This window comes from Haloarcula onubensis (assembly GCF_031624605.1).
Classification (GTDB): domain Archaea; phylum Halobacteriota; class Halobacteria; order Halobacteriales; family Haloarculaceae; genus Haloarcula; species Haloarcula onubensis.
The window spans coordinates 28979-48446 of sequence record NZ_JAMQOS010000001.1 but is presented as its reverse complement, the minus strand read 5'-3'; the positions used below and the strand labels follow the sequence as shown (position 1 = coordinate 48446).

Genomic DNA, 19468 nt, shown 5'->3' with positions numbered 1-19468 from the left:
GGGGTAAGGGAGACGTACCGGCGCCGGCGGGAGCCGTATCGACCGCTCGGAACTCGACGGCGCGACCGCGGGGCACCCGGAGCGGCGGCAGGCGCGACCGCCGGGCTGGTCACTCGTTGCGAAAGACGAGGACGTTCTGGTGGACCATCGAGGGGACAAAGGAAAACGGGTAGCCGTAGACGTGGAGGTCCTTGGAGGGGTCGTACCAGACGAGATTCGCCTTCATCGTGTAGCCGGCGGCCTCGATGCGGTCCGCCAGCTCCGCAGAGAGCATGTGGTAGGACTGCTCGCGGTACATATCGCCGATGAACACCGCGACGTAGCCGTCCGGTTTGACCACCCGTCGGAACTGCTCGAATTTGGCTGCCATCTCGTCGAGCCAGTCGGCTTTCGTCTGGCGGTCGTCGCCGTCGAAGTCGTCGAGTTTGCTGTCCCGCGTCGCGGCCTCGTTGCGGGTCTGTTCGACCTTGTCCATGTCCCAGTAGGGGACGTCGGTCAGCAGGAAATCGACCGCGTCGGTCTCGACGTCCGCGACCAGGTCGGCACAGTCCCCGTGGCGCATGTCCTGGGCGGCGAGCGGACCCTCGCCGCGGGCCTCGCGCTCGTCGTTCTCCCGTTCGAGAACCGTCTCGTAGACGTCTATCCAGCGGTCGTTGCGCTCGAAGCCGACGGCGTCGCGGCGGCCGGTCCCCTCGTACTCGGCCAGCGACGCGCCCAGCAGGGTGCCGCCGACGCCGGCGAAGGGGTCGAACACCAGGTCGCCGGCCTTGCTGAACCGCTGGACGAGCGCCAGACAGAGCCGCGGCGGTTTCTGGCCGCCGTGTTCGCTCCGCAGGTCGTGCTGGAAGGCGGGGGGGTACCCCTCGGGGATGACGGACTTGGTCGCGAACTTCCACTCCCGGCCGGTGAGGTCGTTGACCCGGTTGCGCTCGTCGTAGATACCGCGGTCCTCGACGTAGCGCTGGTGGTCGGCGAGTTCGCCGGTGTCGACGACTTCGCCGTCTTCGACGGGGAGCGCGTCGGCTTTCGACCGGTCCTCGTCGAAATCGCCGTCGTCGGTGGTGAACAGACGGCTCTGTCTGTGGTCGGGCGACTCGTCGCTCATACAGACTCCTTGCGTCCACCCGTGGGTTAAGTGTAAGTACTGACGCGGCCGGCGTCGAGTGTCGCCCGAAGGGTATTATCGTCTCCAGTTAGTTAACTGATATATGACGGACAGCTCTGCGGACTGGCAGACCACGGCAAACGGCGACCTGATACGGGAGTGGGCGAGCGCGCGCGACGCGGTGCCGACGGCCGTCGAGCGCTCGGACGGCCAGGTCGAGCTTCGCGTCGAGCGGGCGGACGACACGACGGGGCGGCGGCTCCGGTGGGAGCGCTTCGTCGAGCTGATGGACGAGGCGGGGCTGGCGCTGCGCTATCGCGAGCGTCAGTCGAGCGAGGACCTGCAGGGGGAGTACGAGTTCGTCCGTCGCGGCGACAGCGACGGCGAGGCCGAGAAGACGGCCGAGCCCCGCGGCGTCGACAGCGACCAGCTGGCGACCAGCGACACCGGCGGCGACGAGCCGGCCATCTTCGACCGGACGGAGAGCGAGCCGTCCGGGGGCGACCCCGAGGCGTCGGCCCAGTCGACGCCGATGACCGAGTCCGCTCGCGGGTCGGTCGACGCGGCCGAGGCGGTGGTACTGGACGAACTCCACGAGCAGCGCGTCGGTCCCGACAGCTGGCAGGGGTCGGACGAGTACCTCGTCCTGGAGAACGAGGGCGAGGCGCCGGTCGACATGTCCGGGTGGGTCGTCGAGACCGAGGCCGGGGAGTCATACCGCTTCGACGACGGGACCACCGTACAGCCCGGCGACCAGCTCACGCTCCACGGCGACGCGGGGGACGACTCCGAGACCCATCGGTACTGGGACGTCGCGGCGGACGTCCTGCCGGCCAGCGGGACGACCGTCCGCGTCGAGACGGCCGACGGCGAGCGCGTGCTGACGGAGACGTACAAGAGCGGGGGGTAGCGAGGACGCGGGCAGGTCAGCCAGCGGTCGCGGGACTGGTGTGCCGGCCGTTCGTTCAGCGGGGACGAGGGGAAATTTTATTCGTCGCAGCGCAGATTGATACGCCGTAATGAAGCGACGGACGGCGTTGAAACTCATCGGGACGGCGGGCGCCGGCGCGTCGGTGTCGGGGTGTAGCGGGATACTCGGCGGCTGTGGGCCGGGAGACGACGAAATCGGGACGGTGACGGAGAACGTGAACGCGACGGCGTCGGCCGGGGCGGCGGGAACAGTGAGCATCACGGGCGAAATCCGGTCTGTCGGTGAGACCGACATCGTCGTCGACGACGGGACCGGCACGGCGAAGCTGACGACGCTGTTTGGCTCTGCTCCGCCCCGAAACGTCGACGACGGCGACTGTGCGCGGGCGAGCGGGGTCCCGTTCCCCGCGGCGCCGGACAGCGACTACGACGTCCGGCTTCTCGTCGAGCGACTCGGACCGGCCGACGACTAGCCGGCGCCCGGCCTGCGAGCGCAAGAGAAGAGCAGACCACGGCCGGCCGCCGTGTTCGTACCGAGAACACGGTCCGAATGTCCACCGACACTCACAGCGAGCGGCGACGGCCGGTCACGCACCGGGCGGTAGACTGGCTGTTACTGGGCGGCAACCGACTCGTCGTCGCCGGGGGAATCGTCGTCGTCACGCTGGCGCTCCTGCTCGCCGTCGAGCCGCTGGGGCCGCTGACCGACCGGAACACGACGCCGCTGTTCTACGTGTTCAGCGCGTTCATCGGGGGGAACCTCAACCTGCTCACCATCGTGCTCTCCATCAACCAGCTCGTGCTCACGCGGGAGCTCAAATCGCCCGGGAAGTTCAGGGGCGAGATAGCCGGTATCCGCGACTTCCGCGAGGACGTCGAAGCGGTCAGCGACCAGGAGTCGGCGCCTCTCACGCCCGCGGCCTTCGCCCGCGAACTGGCCGACGCGATGGGCGAGACGGTAGTGTCGCTCCGGGCGGACGGGGCGCCTGACGACGGGGCGGTCGCGGTGTTCGCGGACGACCTCGCCGCGGACGTCGAGTCGGTCCGGGCGGCGCTGGACCGCGAGATGGACGCCACGGACGACGTCGTCATCGCCCTGCTGCGGATAGACGCCGCGGCGCTGCACCACCGGGCCGAGCAGCTCCGGTCCGGGGCGTCCCTGTCGGGGGCGGACCGCGAGCTGCTCGACCGGCTCGCCACGCAACTCGAGTTGCTGGTCGTCACCCGCGAACACTACAAGCAGCTGTTCACGCGCGAGAGCCTCTCGAACATGTCGCGGGTGCTGCTGTACGTCGGCGTCCCCGCCGAGATAGCGATGACGCTCGTGCTCGTCCGGTTCGTCGGGCTCGGCGGGCCCACGCCGGTGGCGCTCCCGCCGGTGCTCATCTACGCGGCGGCGGCCGTCGGACTCGCGCCGCTCGCGGTCGTGTTCGCGTACGTCCTGCGGGCGGCGACCATCGCGCGGCGCACGGCGACAACGACGCAGTTCTCGACGGGCGCAGAAGAGCTGTAGCGGCAGTCACTCGCCCGCCGACCCTTCGAGGTCGACGAGCGCGCCGTGGACGGTCCCGCTGGCCTGTGAACCCCGGATGAGGTGGGCGGCCCCGGTCGCGGTGCGGTCGTTGAGCCAGCGCGCGAGTCGGCGCCGGGTCCGGAAGCGGGAGTCCATCGCGACCGCCGTCCGCCAGGCGCTGTCGCGACACTCGTCGATGGTCGTCACCGTCAGCCACTCGTCGAACCGCCCCAGCGCGCTATCCAGCGTCGCCAGCCCGTCGGCGTCCCGGTCGGCCAGCCCGTCCTGTGCCTCGTCGACCAGCCCGGCGATGACGTCGATGATGGCGCAGTGGTCGGCGTACTTCGCGGCGCGGTCGGTGCCGACGCCGACGTCGTCCAGCGCGAGCGCCAGGTCGTAGTTGATGTGGGCGTTGACCCCGAGCATCGCGTCCTGGAGCACCAGCGAGTCGCCGCGCTCGGCGGCCTCGAACGCGAGAGACCACGGCTCGGCCAGCGCGTCGGCGTCGCCGGCCTCGAACGCCCGGACGGCCACCCGGTAGCGGTCGGCGAAGGCGACGAGGTAGTCGGCGACCCACGCCGGGTCCGCGAAGGCCCCGCGCTTGATGCGGCGGCCGACCGCGGCGGTCATGCGAGCGTAGATGCCGAGAAAGACCGCGCGGCGGTCGTCCCGGGCCTCGAACGCCGAGAGCAGTTCCCCGAGCCCTTCGTGGACCGCGTCGACGTCGGTGTACGGCGCCGCGACGAGCGCCAGCAGGTCCGGGTCGCCCGACCGTTCGTCGGGGACGGACCGCGGCGTCCCGACGGCGCGGGCGGCCGACCGGAGCCGCCGGTACCGGCGACCATCCAGCGACCGAGTGGCAGTCATACGGGATACTCGTCGGACGAACGCTTAGCTCTAGCCGTCACTCGCCGGCTTCCGACCGACGACGAACGTCCACCACTTGACACACTGTGTCCGCTCGTACAGCGGGAACAGCGACGCGGCGAGGGGGCTCCGTGCGATGCTCGCGAGCATGAGCGGCGAGCCGAGCGTCCGCTTGGTGACGACGGCGAACGAGTCCCGAACGAGGTCGGTGACCGCCGCCTCCGAGAGGTGGCCGTAGCGGTCGTTGTCGTCGTCCAGCAGGCCCAGGTGGAAGGCCGCCCCCTTCGTCAGCCGGCGGTACAGCCCCGGGGTCCCCTCGACGAGGACGACCCGGCCGCCCGGTCGCAGAATCCGGTTTGCCTCTTGCAGGATGTCCGCCCGGTCGGCCTCGGGGACGTGATGGAGGAACCGGCGGCCGATGACCGCGTCGAAGACGCCGTCGTCGAACGGGAGCGAACGCGCGTCCCCGAGGACCGCCGGCCGCTCGACGCCGACCGCGTTCGACCGCCAGGCCTCCGTCCCGACGTCCGCCCGGGGATGGATATGTCGGCCGAAGGCGAGTTCGAGCGTCTCGCCCTCGGGAAGGTAGTCCGCGATGAGTTCGTCGTGGCTGTCGTATATCGCCGCCAGCAGGGGGTGGCGCTGCACGTCGCGTGGCTGCTCGACGACGGCGCCGTCCTGGACGGCCCAGTCCGCGTGTGACATCTGCCTAGCGCCCCTACCGGTATCAGCGGTATTGTTAGGCGATGCATACCGCCCCGGACCACTCGTGACCACACGAGAGTCCAAACGCTCATCTCCGACGGCGACCCAACGGGGAGAACAGGGATGGACATCCAGACGCCGCGCGACAGTCACCACCCCGGCCCGCCGCGATTCCTCCGAACCGGCGACCGCATCGTCGACCCGGTGTTCGTCGACGTCGAACACGGCTTCGACCGGGACAACCTCGCGCCCACGATAGCGGGAACGCCCGAGCGCGACCCCGACGAGTACGGCGCCGACACGTTCACGTGGTCAGTCGCCTCGCGACCGGCGGGAAGCGCTGCCGCGGTACAGTACACACCCACGCCGTACGACGACCGCGACCGGTACGACCACGGGACCCACAACACCGCCGAGTTCGAACCGGACGCCGCCGGGACCTACGGCCTCGAACTCGACGCCCCCGACGGGACCCACGAGTTGACGGTTCGGGTCTTCGACGCTGACGGGACCGAAGCGACGACCGATGGGGTCGGCGGAGGCGGCCGGCACGACGGCGGCGGACCGCCCCGCATCGAACTGTCGGGCCGGTACGACTCCGCCACCGAGACGTTCGTCGTCGAGTCGAACCCCGAACTCGCTCCGGACAGCTACGCCGTCGGTTCCGACCTCACCGTCGAGTTCCTCCCCCACGACGCCAGTTCGCTCGACGCCGCCGATATCGCCGTCGAGGGGACGACGGCCCGGGTCCCAGCGAGCGCGCTCGACGGGCCGACGAGCCTCTACGCGGCCCCCTTCGACGGCCGGCGCGTCGGCGTGCGCGACGAGATACTGCTGGACCCCGAGAGCGAGCGGGTCTCGCTGCCCAACCGCCCGCCAGACTGGCTCGACGACGCCGTCGTCTACGAGATTTTTACGCGCTCGTTCGGTGGTGAACCGGACGGGACCACCTTCGACGTGCTGGCCGACCGCGTCGACTACCTGGCTTGGCTGGGCGTCGACGTGGTGTGGCTGACACCCGTCGTCCCGGCCTGGAGTCCGACCGTGGAGACGGCGCCGGGCGGGCCACACGGCTACAGCACGGCGGACTACTTCGACGTGGCCGAGGACCTGGGGACGCTCGCCGAGTTCGAGGCGTTCGTCGACCGGTGTCACGACCACGACATCCGCGTGTGTTTCGACCTCGTCGCGAACCACTGCGGCTGGACACACCCGTTCTTTCAGGATACTATCGCACAGTTGGGCGAGGAGCCCGAGGACCCCTATCAGTTCCCGGACATCGAGGCGTGGGACGAGTCCTCGGACTACTTCGACTGGTTCGACCGCCAGCGGGGACCGAGTCACCACGACGCCGCACCGGCACAGACCAGTTTCTTCGGCGTGCGGCTCCAGCCTAACCTCAACCACGGTAACGTCGCGCTGCGCGAGCACCTGCTCGCCGCGGTCGAGTTCTGGGCCGAACGCGTCGACGGGTTCCGCTGTGACATCGCCTGGGGGGTGCCCCACAGCTTCTGGGCGGAGGTCCGCGAGCGCGTGCGGGCCATGGACGCCGACTTTCTGCTGCTGGAGGAGGCCATCCCGCGGACGCCCGCCTTCGCCGCCTCGGAGTTCGACCTGCACTTCGACACGACCGGCTTCACCGACGCCGCGGTCGCCGTCGCCCGCGGGGAGCGCCCGCCCGGCGACCTGCTCGACGCCGTCGAGGCCCGCGAGCGCGACGGCTTCCCTCGCTACACCCGCCTCCTCAACGCCACCGAGAACCACGACGAGGCGCGCCTCGCCCACGAGGCCGCCGTCGGCGACCGCGAGGACCCGGCGGCGGTCGCGCGCGCCGCGGCGGCCGCCGCGTTCGCGCTCCCCGGCGTCCCGATGCTCTACTACGGCCAGGAGCGGCTCATCACCCGCCACGGCGAGCGCCGTGCGTTCGCATTCGCCGGGGACCCCGACCGCGAGGACGACATCGAGCGCGACCCCTACAAGCGCGCGTTCGTCGACTGGGACGAGCGTCCGGAGAGCCACCTGGCGTTCTACCGGCAACTCGTCGATTTCTACCACGACTCGCCCGCGCTCGGACCGGACGCCGCCCTCGTGCGCCCGGCCTACCGGACCGAGACGCCCGAGGACGTGCTCGTCTTCGGCCGCGACGCGGGCGAGGCAAAGCGCGTCGTCGTCGTGAACTTCGCCGCCGACCCCCGTCGGGTGACGCTCCGGCCCGTCGTCGACACCACGGACCTGTTCACGGGCGCCAACGTGGCCGTCGACCGGAGCGACGACGGGGTCACGGTCGAGGTCGACCGCCTCGCGGTGCTGTCGACGCCGACGCTGTTCGACTGTGGCGGCTGACCCGGCAGCTTCCGGCCGGTGGGTCTTGCCGGTCGAGAGCGAAGGTCGAGCCCCCGCTGGCCCGGTCGGCACGTCGCTGGAGCGTCGCGGGAACGGAAGACACCATGAGCCAACGACCGCCACACCGACGGCCAGAACAGGGCGACGACCGACGCCAACGACAGCAGCCACAGTACCGACAGCAGAGCCGGGCCGGCGGCGTCCAGAAGGTCGAGCAGGGCGACGAGTACGTCCACGTCCGTTTCCGGAACCTGGAGGACTTCGCGACGATTCGGACCCCCGACTGGGCGGCCCACGCGGCACAGGACATCGCACCCGGCGCAGAGGTCCGCACCGGGAAGCTGAAAGGGAGCGGCGAGTGGCAGACGGAGTCGGTGTTGATTCCCGCGCCGGTCGACGGGCAGACGGCCGCGCGGCTGGCGACGCGTATCGTGCAGAGAATCGGCGAGTGAGCCGGTCGCCGGGCAGTTCTCAGGTCCCGCCGCTCTGGACGCGCTCGCCGTCGGTCGCCGTCTCGGCGACGAGCAGTTCGAAGCCGGGAGGCGCCCCGTCGGGGCTGCCAGTCGGCGAGCCGTCCGTCGAGGTTCCCGCTGTCGACGTCCCCCCGGCCGCGGCGGCCGGGTCCGCGTAGCCGACCGCGAACGCGCTGTAGACGGTGCCCGCCGCCAGGGAGACGTCGGCGCTGAGCGGCGGGGCCTGGCCGCCCTGTCCGCTGTTCTGTCCCTGACCGCTGCCCTGGCCGCCGTCCTGTCCCTGACCGCTGCCCTGGCCGCCGCCCTGTCCCTGACCGCCGCCCTGGCCACCACCTTGGCCCTGACCGCCGCCCTGGCCACCACCTTGGCCCTGACCGCCGCCCTGGCCACCACCTTGGCCCTGACCGCCGCCCTGGCCGCCGCCCTGTCCCTGACCGCCTCGGGGTGTCGCTTGGCCGCCCTGGGGCGTCATCTGGCCGCCCAGCGGCGTCGCGACGATGTTCACGGGCCCGACGTCGGGCACCGCGTGGAAGACGCGGACGCGCGACTCGCCCCCGGGCGGACTGGAGAGGTCGTCTTCGAGGAGCGCGACCTGGAACTCCGTCCCGGACGCAGGCGTGCCGGCGGGCGCCTCCTCTCCGCCGGTCGGCGTTGTACCGTTCCGGGGCGTCATCGTACCGTTCTGGGTCATCATCGTACCGTTCTGGGGCGTCACCAGGCCGTTGGCTGGCCGAACGAGGAGCCTGTAGTCACCCGCCGGGACGGTCGCACTCGCCGCCTCCCCGAAGGCGAGGTCCTGGACGAGCGGGACCGCCTGACCGCCGCCCATCTGTAACTCCTGTGGTGTCGTCGCCGGGGTCGGCGTCGTGCCGCCGTCGGGCGTGGCGGTGCCGTTCGACGTCGCGGTGCCCGGCGTCGCCGCGGGCCCCTGTCCGACCTCGCCGTAGGCGACGGCGGTGTAGGTCGTCCCTTGCTCGATAGTCACTTCCTGGTCGTACAGCACCGCGTCGCCCTGCTGGTTCGAACCGAAGAGGTCACCGAGCACCCCGCCGAGGAACCCGCCGCCCGCCGCCGACACTATTCGGAGCCGATAGGTGCCCGGGTCGACGGTCAGGTAGTCGGTGACGGTGCCGAAGTCGAGGCTCTCGACGACGGTCTGGTCGTCGAGGCGGACGCGCACCGGCGGCGCGTCCGGCGAGGCGTGGGTGACCCGAAGCGCCGTCTCCCCCGCTGTCGGGGTCGGTGACCCCTCCTGTGCAGCCGCGACGCCACCGACGGCGCCCGTGAGGCCGATTACTCCCACACCCTGGATGACCTGTCTGCGTGTCGTATCGTCCATCATCGGCCCGAGCTAGCGCGAGCGTCGGCTTTGTTATCGACACGACACTCACAGAAAGCCGACCGTATCCACTGTTGGCCCGCCGTCACGCGCTCACAGGCGCCGGTAACGGCATCGCAACGGCCGTATGGCGGTGGTTTCGCCCTGACACTGCACGCTATCCCGTGGCCGGCATGGCACGACAGGCGAGCGCGACGCCCCGCCGCCGAAGTCGAACCGTCGAGACCGCCAGTCCCCGGCGCGTGAGCCGTGACCCGCCACAGCGAGTGTCTGACCGGGGTGAATCGTCGGTGTGTGCGTACTAAATCCACCTGCAGATGCAGGCACCACGGCGAGGCGACTACCGCACTTTGTCCGAACGCAATGTCAGTGCTACAGCAAGACGATTCGAACGCGAAGGAGAAAGTCGACGAAGTAGCCGACCGAACGCCGATGTCCGCCGGTGACCCCATCGCGGCCGCGGCGGCCGGGTCGGTACTGTTCGCCTGGTACAACTTCTACATCCGCGGCGAGAAAGAGACCGGTATCTTCGTCGGGCTCTGGGCACCGACGATGCTGGCGGCCGCGAGCTACCTCCAGCAGAAAGACATCATCCAGAAGTTCAAGCAGGGACTGGCCTCCTTCTAAACGTCGCTACGAACGGCTCAGTAGTCGTAGACAGCGGCGACGATACCCGCGGTCTGGCCGACGTTCGCCATGGTCAGCCCCGCGAGGAGGAGCGCGGAGAGCGGAGCGAGTACCCCACCGAGATAGACCACGGCACCGACGGCGCTGACGGCGCCACCGAGCGTGTAGGCCCGCGGGCGGCGGTCGATTCGCCGTCCGGTCGCGACGAGTCCGGCCGCGGGGACGAGCATCCACCCGAGGACTGTCGCCGACAGCAACGGGTCGACCGGCGGGTCGACTGACAGGGCGGCGGTCCCGACGAGCGTGACGCCGAGTCCGACCACGAGGACGCGGCGCCACACCAGCAGGACGCCGTCGGTCATCTCCCGCCACGAGAGGACGGTGAAGGCCGCGATGATGGCGTCCATCACCAGATGCGCGATGAGGACGGTACGAAGCGCAAGCAGGTCCAGGTGGGCGGCGGTGGCGAACGTCCACGCCAGCGGGACGAGTACGACGGGGCCGTTCTCGCGCAGTCGACGCAACATACCGACAGGCACACCGCCGACTCACAAGAACGGTGTGGCTCCGGTCCGGCCGGGTAGTGTCACGGCATATCACGGCCCACACGGCCGATGTCCGGCGGTTAGCCGCTATCGGTGTACCGACACTGTTATCCGTCGGCCGGGACTCTCTTGGGTTGCAATGGCGAAAGGAACGGTTGATTTCTTCAACGACACTGGCGGCTACGGTTTCATCGACACTGAGGACGCGGACGAGGACGTCTTCTTCCACATGGAGGACGTTGGCGGACCGGACCTCGAAGAGGGACAGGAACTCGAGTTCGACATCGAGCAGGCGGATAAGGGTCCGCGCGCAAACAACGTCACCCGGCTCTAACAATGGCGAAAGGCAAAGTCGACTTCTTCAACGACACGGGCGGCTACGGGTTCATAGACACTGACGATTCGGACGAGGACGTCTTCTTCCACATGGAAGACGTCGGCGGTCCTGACCTCGAGGAGGGGCAGGAAGTCGAGTTCGACATCGAGCAGGCGGACAAGGGTCCGCGCGCGAAGAACCTCGAGCGACTGTAAGACGGGTTTCTGTCTTCAGTTCGACGTTCACACCCGAGTGACGGTTCCGTCACCACGGCTGTACTGCTACCCGACCAGCGGCGCGCCCGCCCGGTAGACCAGTTCCATCGGGCGGCCGCTGTCGTCGGTCGGCGGGTCGGCGGGCAGGGTCCGTAGCTCACCGCCGCCGGGCGCGGCCGTGTACGCGAGAACCACCGCGTCGAGCACCGCGGCCACCGGTACGTCGTGTCCGGCAGTCGCCTCGGCCGCCCGCTGGACGACCGGCGGCGCGTCGCGGTCCCGCCGGGCCAGCGTTCGCATCCGCTCGGCGTAGCCCGCGGCGGTCGTCTCGTCCTCGGCCAGCGGTTCGCCCGCAAAGGCGCGAAAGCACAGTTCCGAGTGGGAGCCACGGATGACGGCGGCGGCCTCGGGGACCTCCCCGAGCAGTTCGTCACACATGGCGACGGCGGCGCTGCGCTCGAAGGCCGCCTCGGCCAGCGACGCACCGGTCTTGCGCTCGTGGACCCGGTTGGCCGTCGAGTAGCGGTGCTTTCGGGTCGCCTCCCGGACCGGCGGATCGACGACGGTCCCGCTGCGCGGGCCCAGTACCTCGCGAGCGAGTGCGTCACACCGCCGGACGGGGTCGCCCGCCGCCACGAGTCCGATGGGCACGTCGACCAACAGCAGGCGCGCCTCTTCCTCGTAGGCCGCCCAGCAGTCGCCGATACCGTCGAAGACGGTCGTCTCCTCGTAGCCCTCGTCGGTGAACGTCACCGCCAGCCACGACCCGTCCCGGAACGCGACCCCCACGTAGCGGTCATCAACCATCGTGCTGTATCCGTGTTCCGAGCGCAAAAAGCTGACCCGGGCAGCTATTTTCACGACGGCCACCGAGGGTGGCGTATGGACGGCGTCGTCCTGGCGGCGGGCGAGGGGACCAGAATGCGACCGCTCACGGCCGAGCAGCCGAAAGCGCTGGTCACGGTGGCCGGACAGCCGCTGCTAGAACACGCCTTCGACGCCCTGCTGTCGGTCGGCGTCGGGCGACTGGTCGTCGTGGTCGGCTACCGCGGCGACGACATCGTCGAGCGCTACGGCGACAGCTACCGCGGGACCACCATCGAGTACGCCGAACAGGCCGAGCAACTGGGGACCGCCCACGCCCTCCGGCGGGCGATGCCGGTCGTCGAGGCCCCGTTCGTGGTCATAAACGGCGACAACGTCTGCCGGGCGAACCTCGGCGCCGTGGTCGAGCGCCACCGCGAGACCGACGCCGCGGCGACGCTGCTGGTCGAGTCGGTCTCGCGCGAGCAGGCCCGGACGACCGGCGTGGTCGAGACCGACGGCGACGGGCGCGTGACGGGACTGGTCGAGAAGCCCGACGACCCGCCGTCGACGCTCGTCAATCGGGGGTTCTACGCCTTCGGACCCGAACTCGGCCCCGCGCTCGACCGCATCGACCCCTCCGACCGGGGCGAGTTCGAGATTACCGACGCCGTCGACGACCTCCGGCGGCGCGGCTGTCGCGTCGAGACGGCCGAACTCGCGGGCTGGTGTCACAACGTCAACGAACCGGCCGACAGGGAGCGAGTCGCGGAGAAGTTGGCGTAGCTACTCGACGGAGTAGGCCGTGGCCAGCAGGTCCTCGGACAGTTCTCCGGGGAGGCCGTCTCGGTCGTGGGTCGCCTCGAAATCTGGGTCGGGCCCCATCGGGACGATGCGCTTCGGGCTCACGTCGGGGTGCGTGGTGTAGTAGTGCTCCTTGATGTGGGACATGTTCACGGTCTCGGCCACGCCGGGCGTCTGGTACAAATCGCGCAGATACGGCCAGAGGTTGTCGTACTCCCGAATCAGCATGTGGTTGCACATGAAGTGGGTGTGGTACACTTCGTCGAAGCGAACCAGCGTCGTGAACATGCAGATGTCCGCCTCGGTCAGGCGGTCGCCGGCGAGGTAGCGCTGGTCGGCCAGCACCGAATCCCAGTGGTCTAACGCGTCGAACAGCTCCGTCACGGCGTCGTCGTAGGCCGCCTGGGTGTCGGCAAAGCCCGCGCGGTAGACGCCGTTGTTGATGGGCTCGTAGATGTCCTCGATGATGCGGTCGACGTCCTCCCGGTACCCCTCGGGGTAGAGGTCGACGTCGTTCTGGGCGATATCGTCGAACTCGGTGTCGAGCATCCGGAGAATCTCCTCGGACTCGTTGTTGACGATGGTCTCTTCTTGCTTGTCCCACAGCACGGGAACAGTGACGCGGCCGGTCATGTCCGGGTCGGCCGTCACGTACAGCTCGCGCAGATACTCCGACCCGTACAGCGAGTCCTCGGTGCAGCCGTCCTTCTCGGGCGTGAACTGCCAGCCGTCGTCCGCGCGATAGGGGTCGACGACGTCGACGCTGATAGCGTCGTCCAGCCCTTTCAGCGCCCGCACCAGCAGCGTCCGGTGGGCCCACGGACAGGCCAGCGAGACGTAGAGGTGGTAGCGACCCGCTTCGGGCCGGAAGCGGGCGTCGGGGTCGTCCCGAATCCGGTTCCGAAAGGACGTCTCCTGCCGGTCGAACTCGCCGTCCTCGTTCGTGCTCTCGTAGGCGTCGGTCCGCCACTCACCGTCGACGAGCATGTTCATGGTACCGCTCGTTGGCGCCCGACGCTGATAAACACCCGAGCGAGGTTACACGGGTGTCACCGGGCCGCTCGCGGCCGTCGCCGCGTCGTGTGCCACTCTGGCACATCCGCTCGCCGGCCCTTCGAAGCCCTTATTGGGGCGCTCGGCCACGTCTCCACCAAGAGTACCTATGTCCGACAAACCTGCCTCGATGTACCGGGACATCGACAAGCCGTCGTACACCCGGCGCGAGTACATCACGGGCATCCCCGGTTCGAAGATCGCACAGCACGAGATGGGTCGCAAGACCGAAGACAAGGACAAATACCCCGTCCAGATTTCCCTCATCGTCGAGGAGTCGGTCCAGCTTCGCCACGGCTCGCTGGAGGCGTCGCGCCTCTCGGCGAACCGTCACCTCATCAAACAGCTCGGCGAGGAGGGCGACTACCGCATGACCCTGCGGAAGTTCCCCCACCAGGTCCTGCGCGAGAACAAGCAGGCGACCGGCGCCGGCGCCGACCGTGTCTCCGACGGGATGCGCGCCGCCTTCGGGAAAATCGTCGGCACCGCCGCCCGGGTCCAGGCCGGCGAACAGCTCTTTACGGCCTACTGCAACGTCGAGGACGCCGAACACGTCAAAGAGGCCTTCCGCCGCGCCTACAACAAGATTACGCCCTCCTGCCGCATCAAGGTCGAGAAGGGCGAAGAGCTGCTTATCTCCTAGCACTTTTTGCAACTCCTTCGGGCGCCTCACGCCCTCAGTCGTGCAAAAACGTGCGGAAAAATCGCGACAGCGCTCCCGTCGCGCCGCTTTGCGGCGCGGTGGTCGCTTGTCGCGCTAGAACCGGCGCGCCGGATGCGCAACGACGGTGCGTCTCGCTTTTGTCACGACGGACAGCCTGCCCGTCCCCGAGTCGCGCGACGAGACGCGCTCCCGGCCACAGCAACCGACAGTAGCAACGCGAGGAGGCGTCTCGCTCGCCATCACGACCCGGCGAGGGCGGCCGGACAGTCGATACGACGCACAGAGCACGTCGCCGTCCAGTCATCCACAGCGAAATAGTATTCAGCTATCAGAACGCAGCTAGAGTATGGCAATCAGACTGCTGCTGCTCGCGCTAGGACTGTCGGAACTGCTCGCCCCGCAGAAGGTCGTCGACTTCTGGATGAGCCTGGCGACGACGGAGTCCGACGTCGAACTGCGCCCGTGGGTGTACACCGTCGCGCGCCTGGAAGGGCTCGTCATCGTGCTGTGGGTGCTGGCCGCGGGGCGCGGTGGCGGTGACGAGGCGGAAATCGAAGCGTAGCCACCGACCACACATTCTATGCGGTGACGGTACCAAGGGCGAGCGAATGCTACGCCTCGCGGTCGCCACGAACAGCGAGACCTACGAGCGGATGGAGTCGCCGCTGGCCGACCGGGAAATCGAGGTCGGTCACGTCGCCACCAGCGAGCGGGCGATTCCCCTCACCGAGAACCCCTACGGCGACTACGACGCCGGCTTCGTCTACCCCTCGCGGCTCATGGAGGGGGCCGTCGCCGACGCCATGCTCTCGGTGCCGTGGGTCAACGGCCGCGAGGCCGTCCTCCGGTCGCGCAACAAGGCCGACGTGTTGACGCGACTGGGCCGGGCCGACGTGCCGGTCCCCGAGTCAGTGCTGGTGTCGAACCCGGCCGACGAGTCGGCACTGGTCGCGGCCTTCGAGCGCGTCGGGCCGCCGGTCGTCGTCAAGCCAAACTCCACGACCCGCGGGGTCGGTGTGACGACGGCGACGGACCTCGATTCCTTTCTGGGCATCGCGGACTACCTCGATTTGGTCCACGACTACCGGGCGACCGGCGACCGCTCCTTCCTCGTCCAGGAGTACCTCCCCGACGCGACCGACTACCGGGCGATGGTCGTCGACGGCGAGTACGTCGGCGCGGTCGAACGGCGGTTGCCGGCCGCGGCGCGGGAACGGGGGCGCTGGAAGCACAACGTCCACCGCGGTGCCGTGGCCGAGGGGGTCTCCCTCCCCGCCGACCTCCGCGGACTGGCCGAGCGGACCGCCGCGGTGCTGGACATCGACTACCTGGGCGTGGACCTGCTCGTGACCGACGACCGGGCGGTCGTCAACGAGACCAACGCCCGGCCGACCATCGACTCGGCGACGAAGTACGCGGAGGGGTTCTGGGACACGCTGGCCGAGTTGGTCCGGAAAACGGCGGGAGAGTAGCAGGACGACGCGACGACCGCGTTACAGTTCGATGTCGGCCGAGTCCTCTTCGCGGTCGAAGGTGACTTCGAGGACGCCGTTGTTGTAGGTCGCCGAGGCCGAGTGCTCGTCGACTTCGCTGGGGAGGGTGAGTCGCTCGTGGTACTCGCGGTGGTGGGTTCCGGCGTCGATAGTGAGGACGCTGCCGTCACATTTCAGGTCGATACCGTCTTTCTCGACGCCCGGAATGTCGGCGACGACGCGGACTTCCTCTTCCGTCTCGTGGACATCGACGTGGAGGTCCGTGTCGTCGGCGGACCCGTCGCGGTCGATGTGAACGTCCCCTTCCGAGCCCATCATCTCGTCCATCATCCGCTCTATCTCCCGGAAGAACTCGTCGAAGGGGTCGTCGTTGTCGTCCCGTCTCATCAGTGGCAAGTGGTATGTGCGACTGTCCCAAAAGCCTTCTGACGAGCACGGGCGCTGGGGCCGATACCGAAACCGTCCACTGAACTCGCCGAAGCCGTGACAAAACACCGCATCTACAGCCGAAGGGAGGCGTTTCTCGAAGCGACTCCGAAAACCCTTTACTCCGGGTCAGCGCTTCTCTAGAGGAATGAGTGACCCAGTTCGCGTCGGTCTGAACGGCTTCGGCCGTATCGGCCGAAACGTAATGCGTGCGTCGCTGGACAACGACAACGTCGAAATCGTCGGCATCAACGACGTCATCGACGACGAGGAAGTCGAGTACTTCGCCAAGTACGACACGGTCATGGGCGAGCTTCCCGGTGCGAGCGTCGACGACGGCGTCCTGACCATCGAGGGCACGGACTTCGAGGCGGGCGTCTTCCACGAGACCGACCCGACGCAGTTGCCGTGGGAGGACCTCGACGTCGACGTCGCCTTCGAGGCGACCGGCATCTTCCGCACGTACGACGACGCGGCCCAGCACCTCGATGCGGGCGCCGACAAGGTGCTCATCTCCGCGCCGCCGAAAGGCGACAAGGAGGTCAAACAGATAGTCTACGGCGTCAACCAGGACGAGTACGACGGCGAGGACGTCGTCTCGAACGCCTCCTGTACCACCAACTCCATCACGCCGGTCGCGAAGGTGCTCGACGACGAGTTCGGCATCGAGTCGGGGCAGCTGACGACCGTCCACGCCTACACGGGCTCGCAGAACCTCATCGACGGCCCCAACAGCAAGCCACGACGGCGCCGCGCCGCCGCGGAGAACATCATCCCGACCTCGACGGGCGCCGCGCAGGCGACCACCGAGGTCCTCCCCCAGCTAGAGGGCAAACTGGACGGGATGGCCATCCGCGTCCCGGTCCCGAACGGCTCCATCACCGAACTGGTCGTCGACCTCGAAGACGACGTGACAGAGGAAGACATCAACGCCGCGTTCGAGGACGCCGCCGAGGGCGACATGGAGGGCGTTCTGGGCGTCACGAGCGAGGACGTCGTCTCCTCGGACATCCTCGGGGACCCCTACTCCACGCAGGTCGACCTGGGCTCGACCAACGTCGTCAACGGCCTGACGAAGATTCTCACCTGGTACGACAACGAGTACGGCTTCTCGAACCGGATGCTCGACGTCGCCCAGTACATCACCGAGGAATAGCCGGTTCGGTCTTCGGTATGTTTCCCGCGCGTCGAGTCGCAACCGTATTATTTTCCGTGTAGAAGCCGTGGAAGTCGGAAACCGTTAAACCGCCGGCGAGAGACCTCTCAGATATGTCGTTCCAGACGCTCGACGACCTCGACGACGGACAGCGCGTCCTCATCCGATTCGACCTGAACTCCCCGGTCGAAGACGGCGAGGTACAGGACAACCGCCGCTTCGCTCGCCACGCGGCGACACTCAGTGAACTCCTCGACCGCGACTTCGCCGTCGCCGTCATGGCCCACCAGGGTCGCCCGGGCGACGACGACTTCGTCTCGCTCGACCAGCACGCCGAGATTCTGGCCGGTCACATCGACCACGACGTAGCCCACGTCGACGACACCTTCGGCGAGGCGGCGCTTTCGGCAATCGACGACCTCGACCAGGGCGAGGCGCTGGTCCTCGAGAACACGCGGATGGCCGACGGGGAACTCCCCGAGGAGGAGCCCGAAGTCAAGGCCGAGACGGAGTTCGTCCAGACGCTCGCGCCGGAGTTCGACGCCTACGTCAACGACGCCTACTCGGCGGCACATCGCTCACACGCCTCGCTGGTGGGCTTCCCGGTCGTGATGGACGCCTACGCCGGCCGCGTCATGGAGACCGAGTACGAGGCCAACACCGCCATCGCCGAGAAGGAGTTCGACGGCCAGGTGACGATGGCGATGGGCGGGACGAAAGCCACGGACGTCATCGGTGTCATCGACCACATCGGCGACAAGATAGACGACTTCCTGCTGGGCGGTATCGCCGGCCAGCTGTTCCTCCGGGCGCAGGGCTACCCCATCGGCTACGACGTCGGTGACATGGACCTCTTTACCACGCAGTGGGAGAACAATCAGGAGATAATCGAGGAGATTCTGGCGGAACGGGGCGACCAGATTACCGTCGCCACCGACGTGGCCTACGGCGAGGACGGCGAGCGCGTCGAAGTCGACGTCGACGACGTCGACGAGAAGGGGCTCGGTATCATGGACATCGGCACCGACACCGCCGAACAGTACGCCGACGTGGCCCGCGACTCCGACGCCGTCTTCGTGAAGGGCGCGCTGGGCGTCTTCGAGGACGAGAAGTTCTCGACGGGCACCGTAACGGTACTGGAGGCCATCGCCGAGACGGACTGTTTCTCCGTCGTCGGCGGCGGTGACACCTCACGGGCCATCACGATGTACGGGATGAGCGAGGACTCGTTCGACCACGTCTCCATCGCCGGCGGCGCCTACATCCGCGCGCTCACCGGCGCCGAGCTAATCGGCGTCGAAGTGCTGCAGACCGAGGACTGAAGCGGCTGACCGGCAGCCACGGCAGTCCCGTCGGTGTGTGAATCCGGTCAGCTGGACCGTGGCCGCCGCGTCGCCGCGTGGCGCCGGGACCAGTCGTCGTCCAGTTCCTCGACGATGACCGACGGTCGCTCCCCGTCGCGCCGACAGCGGGCGTGGCGTGCGTTCCAGTCGTTACCGTCGTCAGTCGCGGGCGGCCGCTGGGACATACCACGTGGTACGACCATCCACAGTAAATTTCTTCCGGCAATAGTTGCTACAAATTCACTCGGGTCTGAGTGAGTAGCGGTCGCGATTGCCGCAACCGGCGTCGTTCGCAAAGAGTTATGGCTTTTTGTCATGTATTGGCGTACCATGGTCTCGTGGCTCACGAGTACGGTCCTGATGGGGGTCGCGGTCCTCGCCGTCGGCTGGCTGGCGTGGCACCGAGGGTGGTACCAGTACTCCCCGACGGCGGCGGTCACGCCCGTCCGCGACCCGGGACGCCTCTCCGAGGACCCGCGGGCCCTGGGCGTCGCCTTCGCCGTGCTCGTCCTCGCCGCGGTCGGCGGCGTGGCCGCCTACCTCACCGGTCCGGGACCGATGGTCGGCGCGGCCGTCGCGGCCGGCGCCGGCGGCCTGCTCGTCGCGTACCTGCTGGGCGGGGTCTACCTCTCGGCGACGAGCCGGGGCCACCCGCGGTCGCTGGCCGTCGCCGAGTCCGTGACCGTGGCCGGGGCGCTCTTTCTGGTCGCCGTGACGCTGCAGTTGCTGGGAAGCGGCTAGGAGTTG

General features: G+C 68.6%; 24 protein-coding genes. 15 read left to right on the top strand and 9 right to left on the bottom strand.

Translation table 11 applies throughout. The annotated features are described in order from the left end of the window. Positions 1–109: 109 nt before the first annotated feature. Positions 110–1105, bottom strand: coding sequence for a DNA methyltransferase (locus NDI86_RS00305; RefSeq protein ID WP_310898392.1), 996 nt, complete (start codon positions 1103–1105; stop codon positions 110–112). Between the two features lie 103 nt (positions 1106–1208). On the opposite strand from NDI86_RS00305, the gene NDI86_RS00300 reads away from it, so the two are divergent. The 3 genes from NDI86_RS00300 to NDI86_RS00290 all read left to right on the top strand — a co-directional run bounded on the left by NDI86_RS00300 (position 1209) and on the right by NDI86_RS00290 (position 3548). After that, positions 1209–2015: a lamin tail domain-containing protein gene (locus tag NDI86_RS00300; protein ID WP_310898391.1), complete on the top strand. Its 807-nt coding sequence runs from the start codon at positions 1209–1211 to the stop codon at positions 2013–2015. Between the two features lie 109 nt (positions 2016–2124). Further along, the gene (locus tag NDI86_RS00295) at positions 2125–2508 is read left to right on the top strand and encodes a hypothetical protein (protein WP_310898390.1); all 384 of its coding nucleotides are present in this window, start codon (positions 2125–2127) and stop codon (positions 2506–2508) included. A 77-nt stretch (positions 2509–2585) separates the two neighbouring features. Further along, positions 2586–3548, top strand: coding sequence for a DUF7972 family membrane protein (locus NDI86_RS00290; RefSeq protein ID WP_310898389.1), 963 nt, complete (start codon positions 2586–2588; stop codon positions 3546–3548). Between the two features lie 6 nt (positions 3549–3554). Here NDI86_RS00290 and NDI86_RS00285 read toward each other — a convergent pair whose 3' ends face one another. Continuing rightward, positions 3555–4415 carry a DUF5995 family protein gene (locus tag NDI86_RS00285; RefSeq protein WP_310898388.1) on the bottom strand — a complete coding sequence of 287 codons (861 nt, stop codon included), beginning with the start codon at positions 4413–4415 and terminating at the stop codon, positions 3555–3557. Between the two features lie 30 nt (positions 4416–4445). Beyond that, positions 4446–5120 (bottom strand): class I SAM-dependent methyltransferase, encoded by a 675-nt coding sequence (locus NDI86_RS00280; RefSeq protein WP_310898387.1) that lies wholly within the window; start codon positions 5118–5120, stop codon positions 4446–4448. Positions 5121–5243: 123 nt separating this feature from the next. Between NDI86_RS00280 and NDI86_RS00275 the strand changes: the two genes are divergently transcribed. Then, positions 5244–7463 carry an alpha-amylase family glycosyl hydrolase gene (locus NDI86_RS00275; protein ID WP_310898386.1) on the top strand — a complete coding sequence of 740 codons (2220 nt, stop codon included), beginning with the start codon at positions 5244–5246 and terminating at the stop codon, positions 7461–7463. 104 nt (positions 7464–7567) lie between these two features. Next, on the top strand, positions 7568–7915 hold the full coding sequence (locus tag NDI86_RS00270) for a hypothetical protein (protein ID WP_310898385.1): 348 nt from the start codon (positions 7568–7570) through the stop codon (positions 7913–7915). A gap of 19 nt (positions 7916–7934) precedes the next feature. Here NDI86_RS00270 and NDI86_RS00265 read toward each other — a convergent pair whose 3' ends face one another. Next, the gene (locus NDI86_RS00265; RefSeq protein ID WP_310898384.1) at positions 7935–9278 is read right to left on the bottom strand and encodes a DUF4397 domain-containing protein; all 1344 of its coding nucleotides are present in this window, start codon (positions 9276–9278) and stop codon (positions 7935–7937) included. Positions 9279–9638: 360 nt separating this feature from the next. Here NDI86_RS00265 and NDI86_RS00260 point away from each other — a divergent pair, with 360 nt between their 5' ends. Next, entirely contained in the window at positions 9639–9902 is a 264-nt protein-coding gene (locus NDI86_RS00260; protein ID WP_310898383.1) for a hypothetical protein, read from the top strand. A 17-nt stretch (positions 9903–9919) separates the two neighbouring features. Here NDI86_RS00260 and NDI86_RS00255 read toward each other — a convergent pair whose 3' ends face one another. Beyond that, on the bottom strand, positions 9920–10429 hold the full coding sequence (locus tag NDI86_RS00255; RefSeq protein WP_310898382.1) for a hypothetical protein: 510 nt from the start codon (positions 10427–10429) through the stop codon (positions 9920–9922). Between the two features lie 157 nt (positions 10430–10586). On the opposite strand from NDI86_RS00255, the gene NDI86_RS00250 reads away from it, so the two are divergent. Together NDI86_RS00250 and NDI86_RS00245 are read left to right on the top strand one after the other, a co-directional pair. Further along, the gene (locus NDI86_RS00250) at positions 10587–10781 is read left to right on the top strand and encodes a cold-shock protein (RefSeq protein WP_310898381.1); all 195 of its coding nucleotides are present in this window, start codon (positions 10587–10589) and stop codon (positions 10779–10781) included. 2 nt (positions 10782–10783) lie between these two features. Next, entirely contained in the window at positions 10784–10978 is a 195-nt protein-coding gene (locus NDI86_RS00245; protein WP_310898380.1) for a cold-shock protein, read from the top strand. A 66-nt stretch (positions 10979–11044) separates the two neighbouring features. Here the strand turns inward: NDI86_RS00245 and NDI86_RS00240 are convergent, their stop codons facing one another. Further along, positions 11045–11785, bottom strand: coding sequence for a DUF429 domain-containing protein (locus tag NDI86_RS00240; RefSeq protein WP_310898379.1), 741 nt, complete (start codon positions 11783–11785; stop codon positions 11045–11047). A gap of 75 nt (positions 11786–11860) precedes the next feature. Between NDI86_RS00240 and NDI86_RS00235 the strand changes: the two genes are divergently transcribed. Next, on the top strand, positions 11861–12568 hold the full coding sequence (locus NDI86_RS00235) for a nucleotidyltransferase family protein (protein ID WP_310898378.1): 708 nt from the start codon (positions 11861–11863) through the stop codon (positions 12566–12568). On the opposite strand, the gene NDI86_RS00230 is transcribed toward NDI86_RS00235, so the two are convergent. Continuing rightward, positions 12569–13579, bottom strand: a complete 1011-nt coding sequence (locus NDI86_RS00230; protein WP_310898377.1) for a glutathione S-transferase family protein — start codon at positions 13577–13579, stop codon at positions 12569–12571. It lies immediately after the preceding gene. Positions 13580–13748: 169 nt separating this feature from the next. On the opposite strand from NDI86_RS00230, the gene NDI86_RS00225 reads away from it, so the two are divergent. The 3 genes from NDI86_RS00225 to NDI86_RS00215 all read left to right on the top strand — a co-directional run bounded on the left by NDI86_RS00225 (position 13749) and on the right by NDI86_RS00215 (position 15775). Next, positions 13749–14282, top strand: a complete 534-nt coding sequence (locus tag NDI86_RS00225) for a 50S ribosomal protein L16 (protein ID WP_310898376.1) — start codon at positions 13749–13751, stop codon at positions 14280–14282. Positions 14283–14649: 367 nt separating this feature from the next. Further along, the gene (locus tag NDI86_RS00220; RefSeq protein WP_310898375.1) at positions 14650–14865 is read left to right on the top strand and encodes a hypothetical protein; all 216 of its coding nucleotides are present in this window, start codon (positions 14650–14652) and stop codon (positions 14863–14865) included. A 46-nt stretch (positions 14866–14911) separates the two neighbouring features. Continuing rightward, positions 14912–15775 (top strand): ATP-grasp domain-containing protein, encoded by an 864-nt coding sequence (locus tag NDI86_RS00215; RefSeq protein ID WP_310898374.1) that lies wholly within the window; start codon positions 14912–14914, stop codon positions 15773–15775. 21 nt (positions 15776–15796) lie between these two features. Here the strand turns inward: NDI86_RS00215 and NDI86_RS00210 are convergent, their stop codons facing one another. Beyond that, positions 15797–16183 carry an Hsp20/alpha crystallin family protein gene (locus NDI86_RS00210; protein WP_310898373.1) on the bottom strand — a complete coding sequence of 129 codons (387 nt, stop codon included), beginning with the start codon at positions 16181–16183 and terminating at the stop codon, positions 15797–15799. 187 nt (positions 16184–16370) lie between these two features. Here NDI86_RS00210 and gap point away from each other — a divergent pair, with 187 nt between their 5' ends. Both gap and NDI86_RS00200 read left to right on the top strand, forming a co-directional pair. Beyond that, a complete protein-coding gene (gene gap / locus NDI86_RS00205) occupies positions 16371–17378 on the top strand; it encodes a type I glyceraldehyde-3-phosphate dehydrogenase (RefSeq protein WP_310898372.1) in 1008 nt (335 codons plus the stop codon). Between the two features lie 113 nt (positions 17379–17491). Then, positions 17492–18700: a phosphoglycerate kinase gene (locus NDI86_RS00200; protein WP_310898371.1), complete on the top strand. Its 1209-nt coding sequence runs from the start codon at positions 17492–17494 to the stop codon at positions 18698–18700. A gap of 47 nt (positions 18701–18747) precedes the next feature. On the opposite strand, the gene NDI86_RS00195 is transcribed toward NDI86_RS00200, so the two are convergent. After that, complete coding sequence (locus NDI86_RS00195) at positions 18748–18906, bottom strand: hypothetical protein (RefSeq protein WP_310898370.1); 159 nt, start codon at positions 18904–18906, stop codon at positions 18748–18750. Positions 18907–19051: 145 nt separating this feature from the next. Here NDI86_RS00195 and NDI86_RS00190 point away from each other — a divergent pair, with 145 nt between their 5' ends. After that, positions 19052–19462 carry a hypothetical protein gene (locus NDI86_RS00190; protein WP_310898369.1) on the top strand — a complete coding sequence of 137 codons (411 nt, stop codon included), beginning with the start codon at positions 19052–19054 and terminating at the stop codon, positions 19460–19462. Positions 19463–19468: the final 6 nt, after the last annotated feature.

Excerpts from the sequence above, each read along its gene's own strand:
- NDI86_RS00225 (WP_310898376.1), top strand. The coding sequence starts at position 13,749 with ATGTCCGACAAACCTGCCTCGATGTACCGGGACATCGACAAGCCGTCG.
- NDI86_RS00240 (WP_310898379.1), bottom strand. The coding sequence starts at position 11,785 with ATGGTTGATGACCGCTACGTGGGGGTCGCGTTCCGGGACGGGTCGTGG.
- NDI86_RS00190 (WP_310898369.1), top strand. The coding sequence starts at position 19,052 with ATGGTCTCGTGGCTCACGAGTACGGTCCTGATGGGGGTCGCGGTCCTC.
- NDI86_RS00275 (WP_310898386.1), top strand. The coding sequence starts at position 5,244 with ATGGACATCCAGACGCCGCGCGACAGTCACCACCCCGGCCCGCCGCGA.
- NDI86_RS00210 (WP_310898373.1), bottom strand. The coding sequence starts at position 16,183 with ATGAGACGGGACGACAACGACGACCCCTTCGACGAGTTCTTCCGGGAG.
- NDI86_RS00280 (WP_310898387.1), bottom strand. The coding sequence starts at position 5,120 with ATGTCACACGCGGACTGGGCCGTCCAGGACGGCGCCGTCGTCGAGCAG.
- NDI86_RS00245 (WP_310898380.1), top strand. The coding sequence starts at position 10,784 with ATGGCGAAAGGCAAAGTCGACTTCTTCAACGACACGGGCGGCTACGGG.
- NDI86_RS00250 (WP_310898381.1), top strand. The coding sequence starts at position 10,587 with ATGGCGAAAGGAACGGTTGATTTCTTCAACGACACTGGCGGCTACGGT.
- NDI86_RS00270 (WP_310898385.1), top strand. The coding sequence starts at position 7,568 with ATGAGCCAACGACCGCCACACCGACGGCCAGAACAGGGCGACGACCGA.
- NDI86_RS00285 (WP_310898388.1), bottom strand. The coding sequence starts at position 4,415 with ATGACTGCCACTCGGTCGCTGGATGGTCGCCGGTACCGGCGGCTCCGG.
- NDI86_RS00265 (WP_310898384.1), bottom strand. The coding sequence starts at position 9,278 with ATGATGGACGATACGACACGCAGACAGGTCATCCAGGGTGTGGGAGTA.
- NDI86_RS00300 (WP_310898391.1), top strand. The coding sequence starts at position 1,209 with ATGACGGACAGCTCTGCGGACTGGCAGACCACGGCAAACGGCGACCTG.
- NDI86_RS00290 (WP_310898389.1), top strand. The coding sequence starts at position 2,586 with ATGTCCACCGACACTCACAGCGAGCGGCGACGGCCGGTCACGCACCGG.
- gap (WP_310898372.1), top strand. The coding sequence starts at position 16,371 with ATGAGTGACCCAGTTCGCGTCGGTCTGAACGGCTTCGGCCGTATCGGC.
- NDI86_RS00295 (WP_310898390.1), top strand. The coding sequence starts at position 2,125 with ATGAAGCGACGGACGGCGTTGAAACTCATCGGGACGGCGGGCGCCGGC.
- NDI86_RS00305 (WP_310898392.1), bottom strand. The coding sequence starts at position 1,105 with ATGAGCGACGAGTCGCCCGACCACAGACAGAGCCGTCTGTTCACCACC.
- NDI86_RS00220 (WP_310898375.1), top strand. The coding sequence starts at position 14,650 with ATGGCAATCAGACTGCTGCTGCTCGCGCTAGGACTGTCGGAACTGCTC.
- NDI86_RS00200 (WP_310898371.1), top strand. The coding sequence starts at position 17,492 with ATGTCGTTCCAGACGCTCGACGACCTCGACGACGGACAGCGCGTCCTC.
- NDI86_RS00230 (WP_310898377.1), bottom strand. The coding sequence starts at position 13,579 with ATGAACATGCTCGTCGACGGTGAGTGGCGGACCGACGCCTACGAGAGC.
- NDI86_RS00260 (WP_310898383.1), top strand. The coding sequence starts at position 9,639 with ATGTCAGTGCTACAGCAAGACGATTCGAACGCGAAGGAGAAAGTCGAC.
- NDI86_RS00235 (WP_310898378.1), top strand. The coding sequence starts at position 11,861 with ATGGACGGCGTCGTCCTGGCGGCGGGCGAGGGGACCAGAATGCGACCG.
- NDI86_RS00255 (WP_310898382.1), bottom strand. The coding sequence starts at position 10,429 with ATGTTGCGTCGACTGCGCGAGAACGGCCCCGTCGTACTCGTCCCGCTG.
- NDI86_RS00215 (WP_310898374.1), top strand. The coding sequence starts at position 14,912 with ATGCTACGCCTCGCGGTCGCCACGAACAGCGAGACCTACGAGCGGATG.
- NDI86_RS00195 (WP_310898370.1), bottom strand. The coding sequence starts at position 18,906 with ATGTCCCAGCGGCCGCCCGCGACTGACGACGGTAACGACTGGAACGCA.